Annotated in this window: 11 protein-coding genes; 3 read left to right on the top strand and 8 right to left on the bottom strand. The window is 70.5% G+C overall.

Annotated features, from left to right (window positions below):
* Nucleotides 1–79: 79 nt before the first annotated feature.
* Entirely contained in the window at nt 80–1,384 is a 1,305-nt protein-coding gene (locus AC07A6_RS17470) for a hypothetical protein (protein ID WP_478777645.1), read from the top strand.
* Nucleotides 1,381–1,932: a hypothetical protein gene (locus tag AC07A6_RS17475; RefSeq protein ID WP_478777646.1), complete on the top strand. Its 552-nt coding sequence runs from the start codon at nt 1,381–1,383 to the stop codon at nt 1,930–1,932. The genes AC07A6_RS17470 and AC07A6_RS17475 overlap by 4 nt, the downstream gene beginning before the upstream one ends.
* A gap of 66 nt (nt 1,933–1,998) precedes the next feature.
* Here AC07A6_RS17475 and AC07A6_RS17480 read toward each other — a convergent pair whose 3' ends face one another.
* The 4 genes from AC07A6_RS17480 to AC07A6_RS17495 form a co-directional block, all read right to left on the bottom strand.
* On the bottom strand, nt 1,999–3,294 hold the full coding sequence (locus tag AC07A6_RS17480) for a hypothetical protein (protein WP_478777647.1): 1,296 nt from the start codon (nt 3,292–3,294) through the stop codon (nt 1,999–2,001).
* Nucleotides 3,284–3,835 carry a DUF6114 domain-containing protein gene (locus AC07A6_RS17485; RefSeq protein WP_478777648.1) on the bottom strand — a complete coding sequence of 184 codons (552 nt, stop codon included), beginning with the start codon at nt 3,833–3,835 and terminating at the stop codon, nt 3,284–3,286. The genes AC07A6_RS17480 and AC07A6_RS17485 overlap by 11 nt, the downstream gene beginning before the upstream one ends.
* Before the next feature lie 108 nt (nt 3,836–3,943).
* Nucleotides 3,944–4,591 carry a DUF6230 family protein gene (locus tag AC07A6_RS17490; RefSeq protein ID WP_125816177.1) on the bottom strand — a complete coding sequence of 216 codons (648 nt, stop codon included), beginning with the start codon at nt 4,589–4,591 and terminating at the stop codon, nt 3,944–3,946.
* Nucleotides 4,592–5,177: 586 nt separating this feature from the next.
* Nucleotides 5,178–6,170, bottom strand: coding sequence for a tetratricopeptide repeat protein (locus AC07A6_RS17495; RefSeq protein WP_362459588.1), 993 nt, complete (start codon nt 6,168–6,170; stop codon nt 5,178–5,180).
* A gap of 237 nt (nt 6,171–6,407) precedes the next feature.
* Here AC07A6_RS17495 and AC07A6_RS17500 point away from each other — a divergent pair, with 237 nt between their 5' ends.
* A complete protein-coding gene (locus AC07A6_RS17500) occupies nt 6,408–7,046 on the top strand; it encodes a TetR/AcrR family transcriptional regulator (protein ID WP_478777649.1) in 639 nt (212 codons plus the stop codon).
* A gap of 108 nt (nt 7,047–7,154) precedes the next feature.
* On the opposite strand, the gene AC07A6_RS17505 is transcribed toward AC07A6_RS17500, so the two are convergent.
* The 4 genes from AC07A6_RS17505 to AC07A6_RS17520 all read right to left on the bottom strand — a co-directional run bounded on the left by AC07A6_RS17505 (nt 7,155) and on the right by AC07A6_RS17520 (nt 10,378).
* Nucleotides 7,155–8,855: a coenzyme B12-dependent isobutyryl-CoA mutase large subunit gene (locus AC07A6_RS17505; protein WP_362459594.1), complete on the bottom strand. Its 1,701-nt coding sequence runs from the start codon at nt 8,853–8,855 to the stop codon at nt 7,155–7,157.
* A gap of 98 nt (nt 8,856–8,953) precedes the next feature.
* Complete coding sequence (locus AC07A6_RS17510) at nt 8,954–9,283, bottom strand: DUF3817 domain-containing protein (RefSeq protein ID WP_362459597.1); 330 nt, start codon at nt 9,281–9,283, stop codon at nt 8,954–8,956.
* Nucleotides 9,284–9,406: 123 nt separating this feature from the next.
* On the bottom strand, nt 9,407–9,916 hold the full coding sequence (locus tag AC07A6_RS17515) for a MarR family winged helix-turn-helix transcriptional regulator (RefSeq protein WP_362459600.1): 510 nt from the start codon (nt 9,914–9,916) through the stop codon (nt 9,407–9,409).
* Between the two features lie 21 nt (nt 9,917–9,937).
* Nucleotides 9,938–10,378 carry a hypothetical protein gene (locus AC07A6_RS17520; RefSeq protein WP_478777650.1) on the bottom strand — a complete coding sequence of 147 codons (441 nt, stop codon included), beginning with the start codon at nt 10,376–10,378 and terminating at the stop codon, nt 9,938–9,940.
* Nucleotides 10,379–10,448 lie beyond the last annotated feature (70 nt).

Raw genomic sequence — 10,448 nt, forward strand, 5'->3', positions numbered from 1 at the left:
AACCAACGCCGGGGAAACCACGAAGACCTGGGCGGAAAGGCCCCCCGGCACCGCCAACCTCCCCCCCCAGCCCCCCCCCGTGTCGACGCCCGACACCGCCGCCGCACTGAAGTCCATGGCCGCCGCGCGTGCCTCGGCAGCGGAAGCGGCCCGTGCCGCCGACGCCGCCAGGAAGGCGGACGAGAAGACGAAGGAGTACAGCGCCCAGGCCGGCACCGACGCAGTCCACGCCAAGAGTGCCGCGAAGGACGCCGCCGACGCCGCGCTCGGCGCGAACGACGAGGCCACCGAAGCCGAGAAGAGCGCCGCGGGGGCCCGTGCCTCCGCCGACGCGGCGGCCAAGGACGCGAGTGCGGCCGACAAGGCCGCGACCGACTCCGAGGGCTACGCCGACCGCGCCGAGACCGCCGCCACCAACGCCGACAAGGCCGCGAAGGACGCCGACGCGGCGGCCGACCGGGCCGAGGAGGAGGAGCGGCGGCAGCAGGAGGAAGACCGCAAGAAGGCCATGGCGACCGGCAACACCGGTGTGGCCGACGCGTCCAAGATCGGCGGCCCCCTGGGGGCCGATGACGAAGCCGTCCTGATGGCCCAGTGCGGCCAGGGCTGTGTGGACGAGTACCGCACCGCGCTCGCCGCGATGAACGCGAGCATCGTGGACTGGCTGATCGCCAACGGCGGCGACATCCTCATCTCGATGCTGGGCCTGGACAACATCAAGAAGTGCTTCGCCACCCGCGAGGTCGAGCCCTGCCTCTGGGCCCTGTTCGACGTCGCGAGCAACGCCATCCCCCTGAAGAAGGTCGGGGACGTCATCGAGGCCATCTACAAGGTGGTCACCCGCGTGGCGAAGTTCTTCGACGCGGCGGAAGCCGGTGCCCGCGCCGTCAAGCGCCTGAAGTCGATCATCGACCGGGCACGGAAGGCCGGCGGCAAGCTTCCCTCTTTCTGCCTGGTGCCCAAGCCCAAGTCCAAGTCCGCGGCGCCGGCCATGGCGGTCGCATCGGCTCAGGGCGAGGCCGTGGCCGCGGAAGATCCGCTCAAGCCGCCGTGCTTCACGAGTATCACCACGAACCCGAACACGTGGAAGAAGCACTGGGAGCGCAAGCGGCCCATGATGCAGAAGCTCCTCGGCAAGACCTACCCGAAGTACAAGGACGACGAGGGTGCCGAAATGCTCGACGACTGGTTCCAGATGATCAAGGACGGTCGCTTCGAGTTCAAGGGCACCGCGACGATCAAGAAGGACTCTCCCGCAGGTCTGGTCTTCCGGTACAAGGACCATACTCTGGTCCTCCAGATGAACGGCGAGTTCTGGACGTTCCTCAAGGACGGCTCCGGCATGCAGCCGAAGGACTTCCACTGGCTGACCGGAGGACTGTGAACGAGCAGCACGACACCACTCGGCAGATCTACGACCGGCTCTTCGCTCCCCTGCGCGCGGTGAGCGTATGGGACGTCCAGGTCCCCGGCTTCATCGACCGGGACTCGCGGGTTCCGCTCTTCACCCCCCTGGGCAGCACGGTCTACCTGGCCCTCCAGGAGGGCGGCTATCTGCGAATGGACTCCGTGGGCGGCCTCGGAAACCTGGCGCTACGGATGGTCGCCGAGGTGGAGCCCCCGGAGGAGCTGGCCGATGCGGAGGACGAGTTCGCCCTGTCCTCCTGCGGTGCGCACTTCCTGGGGGACGACGCCCTCACCCAGCGCATCGCCGGCATCCGCTACGTCCTCAGTGGCCCAGGCGACCTGGTGGCCGGCACCACGCGTTGCATCGAGTTCCAGTTCGAGTACAAGCAGCGGCTCTTCGTGGATCCGAGCTACCACTGGGGCATCCGCCTCCAGGGTGCCGGGGCGTACGACCAGTGGCTCCGGGAGACGCGGGAACGGCCGGAGTCCTCCGGCCCGCCGCTTGAGTACGGCTGGACCGCCTAGCAGGTACGACGACGAAGCTCCCGGCAGCCTCTTCGCTGCCGGGAGCTTCGCGTTGCGCCCGAACCGCTACTCCGCCGGGCCGATGTAGTTCTTCAGGCCCGGGACGGTGAGGTTGCCGCCGAACTGGCCGGCCTGGACGACCTTGACCTTCGTGAAGAAGGCGAAGGGGACGTTCAGGGGCGGCGGGGTCTTCGGGGTGAACTCGACCGGGATGAGCCCGAAGAGGTTGCCCTTGAGGCTCTCCGTGTACATCGTGACCTTGCCGTCGCGGATCTTGGACGTGGAGCCCGGGCGCGACTTGAGGTGGGCGGTGTTGGGGCCCTTCCCGACGGTCTGGTACAGGTCCTTGATGTCCAGCGAGTCCGCCGTGAACTTCAGGACCTTCTTGACCTTGCCGCCCGCCGTCTTCACCTCCACGATGCCCTCGTAGTCGAGGCCGTAGAGGGTCAGCAGCGAGCTGTCCAGGTACCAGGGCTCGTCCGGCAGGAGCGGGATGCCGGGCTCCAGCTTGGCGTTGGCGAAGGCCTCGGCGTCGAAGGTCGGGCAGGGGAAGGGCTGCTTCCCGTCCGGGTCCGTCGTCGCCGACGTGCTCGGGGACGGGCTGGGCGAAGCCCCGTCGGCGTCCTTCTCCGCGTCCTTGGCCGTCTTGCCGGTCTCGTCCTTCGGCTTGGTGACCGTGTCCTTGACGCTCTGCGGGAGCTCCTCGACCTTGACCCCGGCCTTCTTCGCGGCCTCGCGGATCGCGTCGGCGGAGGGGTCCTTCGTCGGGGTGGTCGTGGTGGGCGCGGGCGCCGGGGTGGCCGGCTTCTGCGCGTCCTGGAGGGGCTTGCCGAGGCCGTCCACGAGCCCCTTGAGGGCGTCGCCGACGCCCAGCGGGTCCAGCGGGTTCGCCGGCTTGGCGGACGGGGCCGACGCCGACGGGGACGGGGAGGTGCCCGTCTTCGGGGTCTGGGGCTGCTTGGCGGACGTGGAGGCCGAGGCCGACGGGCTCGCCGACGGCTTCGGGGCCTTGCTCGCGCCCGGGGACGGGCTCGCGCCGGGTGAGGCGGAGGCCGAGGGCGACGGCGAGGCGGACGTCGACGTCGACGGCGTCGGCGAGGCCGACTTCGACGGCTCGTCGGACCGGGTCACGCACGGGCCGGGCGCGAAGGGGATGTCCTTGTCGTCGGCGAGGGCCATCTTCGGGGCGATGCCCATCCCGACGAGGACCGCCGTCGGCATCGCCGCGAGCGCCATCGTCTTGCCGACGGGTATCTGGATCTTGTTCAGCAGCGACTTCCTGGGCGCCGCGTGGCGCGGACCCTTTCTCTCACGGGACTCTGCGCCTGGGGCCGCGCCCCGCTGCGTCTCGTCACCCCGCACTGTTCCTCCCGCCATCGGCGTGGGCAGTCGTCTCGGTCGCGTACGCCGTTTCCGTGTCTCGGGGGCCGGGGACGCCGTAGAACGGGTCCGCGGGCGGCACCTCGGCCGCCTCGGCCTGCTCCGGCTCGTCCTCCGCCGGGACGCCCGGCGCCCAGGCCAGCGCGAGGCATCCGCCGACCATGGCGGTGAGGAAGCCGATGAAGAAGCCGCCGAGGTTGGACTTCGGGATCGACACCAGGGCCAGGAGGATCGCCGCGACGCCCGCGAAGACCCGGATGCCCTGCTGGAACCAGAGGCCTATGCCCAGCGTGATCAGCAGGCCGCCGAGGATCAGCGAGACGGAGCCGGATGTCGTCGCCATCGCGAGGGTGACGTTGGCCAGTCGGATGTCCGCGAACGGGAAGTAGATGATCGGCACTCCGCCGAGGAGCGTGAACAGGCCGGCCCAGAAGGGGCGGTTACCACGCCAGGCACGGAAGCGGAGGCGCATGACAGTGAGCCAGTGTTCGTCTGCGGCGTGAACCGGGGCCTGGGGGTTCATGGACAACAGCTCCCTGGAAACGGTGGTACGGAAGAACTCTGTGGAGCCCGGACGGGCGCCCGGCCGCTGGGCCGCCCGCCCGTCCGGTCAGTCACACACGGGACGGGATTACTTCTCGTCCTGGTAGCACGGCTTGTCGCCGCTGAGCAGGCGGAGCTTGAGGTCGGGCAGCGTGAAGGTGCCCGCCGTCGTCGCCCACGCCTTCTGGCGGACGTTCGTCAGCGTGGCCTTCTTGGCCCGCTGCGAGAAGAGGCCGCCGTCCGCCACCGTGCCGGGGACCGGCTTGGTGGCGTGGCTGCCGTCGCCCACCGCGACACCGATGTCGAGCTGCTCGAACTTGGCGTCCGCGTCCAGCTCGGCGACGTCGAGGTAGATGTTCTCCGCGACGGCCGGCTTGCCCTTGTTGCCCGTGTGCAGCTGCAGGGTGATGGCGCCGAGGCCCGGCACCGGGGTGACCAGCGACTGGCACATGTTGGTGATCTCGGCGCGGCTGAAGCCGGAGATCGTGACCGGGTGCTTGGTCTTCTTGTTGGGGTCGCCCAGCGTCGCGCCTTCGGCCACGCTGCCGTACTGGATCAGGTTGTCACCGACGAGCTGGTCGGCCGACACCTTGAAGTCCTGGCCCGACACGCTGAAGGACGCCGCCAGGGCACCCTGCGCCAGACCCACACCGACCGCGGCGGTGGCCGCGATGCTCGGCACCATGACGAGCGCGAAGCGCTTCCATCTGGTCCCGCCACGAACCTGGGAAATCATCTTGTTCCTCCTTCTCGGACGTACATCTCCGGTCCGGGCCGGGAGGCCCGTCCTGGGATGGGAGAAGTGCTACGTCCTCGGGAAGGAGCGCAGGCGGCCGAGCCGCGGCGCAGCCGCGTCCGATACACCGGCGTTCACCCCCGAGCGACAACCACTGGGCCACGCGTTCGCGCAACCTGGAGGACAGGCCCTGCCGGTGTGGCAGAGACCCCCCTGTCCACGGCCGGTGCCACTGTCACCGGCCGGCCCGGTGGGGACCCTCCGCCGCGGTTCCGGGTGAGCGGTTCTGCGGGAAGGACCGAGCGTCGCCGATCGTGGTGCATTCCAGGCCGGGGCACAAGGGGGTTCGTTACTGGCGGGTAACGGCTGGATAACCGGAGTCTGGCCCAGTGCCGTCGCGCGGCCACACAGGGTGTCACCCTGGGCCACGACAGAAGGGGTGAAGAGCGAACCAACCGGACAGTTCACGGGGTTCGATTTACTGCGAGTAACAGCGGCCGCGATTGCCAAGTTTTGGCAAAACGCGGCCGCTGTTTATCTCCGTGTCAACAAATCGCCGGAGGCGGCACACGCCACCGGAGTAGGGCTAGAACAGCACCCGCGCCAGCGCCGTACGGGCCTGCGAGACCCGCGGGTCGTCCGCGCCGATCACCTCGAACAGCTCCAGCAGCCGGACGCGTACCGCGTCCCGGTCGTCACCGAACGTGACCCGGACCGTATCCACCAGGCGCCCGAAGGCGTCGGCCACGTGCCCGCCCGCGAGGTCCAGGTCGGCCGCCGCCATCTGCGCGGCCGGGTCCTTCGGGTTCGCGGCCGCCTCGGTGCGCACCGTCTGCGGGTTCATGTGCTGCACCCGGGACAGCAGCTCGGCCTGGGCCAGGCCCAGCTTCGCCTCGGTGTTCGCCGGGTCGTCGGCGAGTACGTTCTTGTACGCCTGCACCGCACCGGCCAGGTCACCCGCGTCCAGCGCGACGACGGCCGCCTCCAGCAGCGCGTCGTACGGACCGGCCGGGACCTCGGCGGGGGCCGCCGGGGCGCCCTCGGCACCGGGGTCGACCTGGAGGCCGATGAGCCCGAAGCGCTCCTCGGCGACCTGGACCAGCTGGGCCAGGGTCTCGCGGATCTGCTGCTCGGGCGCCACGCCCTGGAACAGCGGCAGCACCTGGCCGGCGACCACGGCGAACACGGCCGGGATGCCCTGGATGCCGAACTGCTGCATCAGCATCTGGTTGGCGTCGACGTCGATCTTCGCCAGTACGAAACGGCCGTTGGCCTCGACGGCGAGGCGCTCCAGCAGCGGGCCGAGCTGCTTGCACGGCTCGCACCACTCGGCCCAGAAGTCGAGGACGACCGGAACCTCGTTGGAGAGCTGGAGCACGTCGCGCTCGAAGCCCGCCTCGGATACGTCGATGACGAGGGCGGACGGCGGTACCGCGCCGCCGGGCGCGCTGCCCGCGCCGCCACCGGCCTGCCGGGCCGCCTCGTTGCGCGCCTGCTCGGCCTTGGCCTTGGCTTCGCCGGCCGCCTTCACAGCGGCGAGGTCGACCACGCCGCTCATGGACATGTTTCTGGGCTGCATGCGTACATCCTCCCCCTTGTGCGCGCGCCGACGAAAAGGATCCCGAAAGATCGTCCTGCGTTGTGCCTTATTCGTTGGTCGGCGCCGGGTCCCCACCTGGCGCCAGTAGCTTCGCGTGGTTGTCGCTCTTACGCTACGAGCCGTAGCGTAACTCCCCCGGAGCCCGCGCGCCCGGTGATCTGAACCACAGCGAACAGACCCCCGACGGTTCCGCTACCGGCGGGTATGGTCTCGGCCATGCGCAACCCCAGCCCCGGCGTCAGCTCCCCGCACGGCCGTACCGGCCGCCCCCGCAGCGCGGCCGCCGACACCGCGATCCTCGCGGCGACCCGGGACGCGCTGGTGGAGCTGGGCTGGTCGAAGCTGACGATGGGGGACGTCTCGGCCCGCGCCGGGGTCGCCAAGACCACCCTCTACCGGCGCTGGGCGGGCAAGAACGAGCTGGTCGTGGACGCCGTCGCCGAGCTGTTCGACGAGCTGGAGCTGCCGGACCGGGGCTCGCTCGAAGCCGACATCGAGGACGTGGTGCTCCAGTTCGCGCGGCTGCTGCGGCGCCCGGAGGCCCGTACGGCGCTGATGGCCGTGGTCGCGGAGTCCACCCGGGACGAGGCGCTGCGGGACCGGATCCGGTCGGCGATCGTGGACCGGCAGAAACGTCTCGTCGTACTGGGCCGCGAACGGGCCCAGGCCCGGGGCGAACTCCCGCCCGAGGAGGACGCGGCCCTGGCCCGCCACACCACGGACCTGATCTTCGACGTGATCGCGGGCACGGTGGTGCACCGGGCGCTGGTGAGCTGCGAGCCGGTGGACGAACTGTGGGCCGGCGCCTTCACCGCCCTCCTGATGCACGGCCTCCAGGGCGCGACCCGCGCCTGACCGGGAAAACGGGGAGGCCGGTCACGCCCCCTGCCGTGGGGGCGTGACCGGCCGTTGCGCGGTCGTTGCGCGGTCGTTGCGCGGTCGTTGCGCGGTCGTGCGGCGGGTCTAGAAGCCCGGGGGCTCCGTGTAGACGCCCCACTCGTCGCGCAGGACGTTGCAGATCTCGCCGAGCGTGGCCTCGGCGCGCACCGCGTCCAGCATGGCCGGGATCATGTTCGACCCGTCCCGGGCGGCGTCCAGCATCGCCTTCAGCGAGGCCGCCACCTTGGCGTCGTCGCGGCGCTCCTTGCGGGCGGCCAGGACGCGGACCTGCTCGGTCTCCACCTCGTGGCTGACGCGGAGGATCTCCAGGTCGCCGGTGACGGAGCCGTGGTGGACGTTGACGCCGACGACCCGCTTGTCGCCCTTCTCCAGGGAGCGCTGGTACTGGAAGGCCGACTCGGCGATCTCGCCGGTGAACCAGCCGTCCTCGATGCCGCGCAGGATGCCGGAGGTGATCGGCCCGATGGGGTGCCGGCCGTCCGGGTGGGCGCGCAGGCCGCGCTCCTTGATCTGGTCGAAGATCTTCTCGGCGTCGGCCTCGATGCGGTCGGTGAGCTGCTCCACGTACCAGGAACCGCCCAGCGGGTCGGCGACGTTGGCGACGCCGGTCTCCTCCATCAGCACCTGCTGCGTGCGCAGCGCGATCTCGGCGGCCTGCTCGCTGGGGAGGGCGAGGGTCTCGTCGAGGGCGTTGGTGTGCAGGGAGTTGGTGCCGCCGAGGACGGCCGCGAGGGCCTCGACCGCGGTGCGCACGACGTTGTTGTACGGCTGCTGCGCGGTGAGGGAGACGCCGGCGGTCTGGGTGTGGAAGCGCAGCCACATGGCCTTGTCCGACTTCGCGCCGTAGACCTCCTTCATCCAGCGGGCCCAGATGCGGCGGGCGGCGCGGAACTTGGCGATCTCCTCGAAGAAGTCGAGGTGGGCGTCGAAGAAGAAGGAGAGGCCGGAGGCGAAGTGGTCGACGTCCAGGCCGCGGGAGAGGCCGAGTTCCACGTAGCCGAAGCCGTCGGCGAGGGTGTAGGCGAGCTCCTGCGCGGCCGTCGCCCCGGCCTCGCGGATGTGGTAGCCGGAGACGGAGAGCGGCTTGTAGGCGGGGATGCCGTTCGCGCAGTACTCCATGAGGTCGCCGATGAGGCGCAGGTGCGGCTCGGGTTCGAAGAGCCACTCCTTCTGGGCGATGTACTCCTTGAAGATGTCGGTCTGGAGCGTGCCGTTGAGCACGGCCGGGTCGACGCCCTGGCGCTCGGCGGCGACCAGGTACATGCAGAAGGCGGGCACGGCGGGGCCGCTGATGGTCATGGAGGTGGTCACGTCGCCGAGCGGGATGTCCTTGAAGAGGACCTCCATGTCGGCGGCGGAGTCTATGGCGACGCCGCAGTGGCCGACCTCGCCGAGCGAGCGCGGGTCGTCGGAGTCGCGCCCCATCAGGGTCGGCATGTCGAAGGCGACGGAGAGGCCGCCGCCGCCGGCGGCCAGGATCATCTTGTAGCGCTCGTTGGTCTGCTCGGCGTTGCCGAAGCCGGCGAACTGCCGGATGGTCCAGGTCCGGCCGCGGTAGCCGGTGGCGTGCAGACCCCGGGTGAAGGGGTACTCCCCCGGCCAGCCGATGCGCTCGAACCCCTCGTAGGAGTCGCCCGGGCGGGGCCCGTAGACGGGGTCGACGTCATCTCCGGAGAGCGTCGTGAAATCGGCCTCGCGCTTGCGGGCCTTGTCGTAACGGGCCTGCCAGCGGCGGCGGCCCTCCTCGATGGCGTCAGCGTCCATGCTCATGAATTTACTAGGACGTCCTAGTAAATGTCGATGGCAAACCCCCGGAGAGTCTTCCCCGGGGGTGTCCGGATCCGGTCGGACCCGAGCGCCGCTCAGGCCTTGGCGGTCGCCATGCCGTCGGTGACCAGCGGCTCGACCTCGGCGCGGATGCCGCGCTCGACGAAGAAGGCGGCCAGCGGGATGGTCCCCGAGACCAGCACCCACAGCAGCTTGCCGAACGGCCACTTGGCCTTCGAGCCCAGGTCGAAGGCGAAGACCAGGTAGATCATGAAGAGCACGCCGTGGACCTGCGAGACCGCGAGGGTCAGGCCGGCGCCGGTGTCGAAGCCGTACTTCGCCACCATGCAGGCACAGAGGATCAGGAGCATGACCGCGGTCACGTAGGCCATGACGCGGTAGCGGGTCAGCACGCTTCGTTTCATGCCGTCGAGCCTAACCGTCCGTTTTGCTCGATCTTGACGCGGCCCCGCCCGAGGACCCGCCCGCGGACGCGGCCGCGCCCGAGGCCCCGCCCGTGGGCGCTGCCGTGGGCGCTGCCGTGTGACTCACTTCTCCTCGAAGTCCGCGGCGGCCACCCGCAGCGGGCGCAGCAGCGCGAAGATCTCCGCGCACTCCTCCGAGTCGTACACCCCGAGGCCGAAATCGATCGCCATCAGGTCCTTCGTCGCCGCCTCGACCACCTCGCGGCCCTTCGCCGTGATCGACGCGAGCGTGCCGCGGCCGTCCTGCGGGTTGGGCCGCTTGTCGACCAGGCCGGACCTCACGAGCCGGTCCACGGTGTTCGTCACCGAGGTCGGGTGGACCATCAGGCGCTCGCCGATCTTCGACATCGGCAGCTCGCCCGCCTGGGAGAAGGTGAGCAGCACGAGCGCCTCGTACCGGGCGAAGGTCAGCCCGTACGGCTTCACCACCGCGTCGACCCCGGCCAGCAGGATCTGGTGCGCGCGCATGATGGAGGTGATCGCCGCCATGGACGGCACGGGACCCCAGCGCTGACGCCAGAGCTCGTCGGCGCGGGCGATGGGGTCGAAGGGGAGGCTGAGCGGCTTGGGCATCCACCAGACCCTACCGGGCGGTCATTTCACCGCGAGCCCCGTCTCATTCCTCGACCGCCGCACTTCGGCCAGGAGCAGTACGACGACCCCGCTGCCGAGCGCACCCGAACCGGCGACCACGACGTGTGCCGGGAGGAACTCGGCGGCGGCGCCGGCGAGGGCCATGCCGACCCCCTGGAGGGTCATCAGGCCCGTGCTCAGCAGGGTCATCGCCCGCCCGCGCAGCTCGTCGGGGACGGCGTCCAGGTACATCCGGTCCAGCCCGAGGGTGTAGGCGTGCGCCAGCCCGGCGAGCAGCAGCGCCGGCAGGACCACGGCCGGGCCCGGGCGGCCGGCGAACAGCAGGAGCGGGAGCGGGGAGGCGGCGGCCAGCGGCGCGGTGATCCGCGAACGCGTTCGGGCGGTGAGCACCGACCCCGCCCAGAGTTCACCCGCGACGGTGCCGACGGGCAGAGCGCACATCTCCGGGCTCCGGGCTCCGGGTACGTTGCCTCGCGGTTCGGGCCCGCTATCTCCCCCTCGACCCCGTGGG

This window comes from Streptomyces sp. NPDC044002 (genome assembly GCF_056434525.1).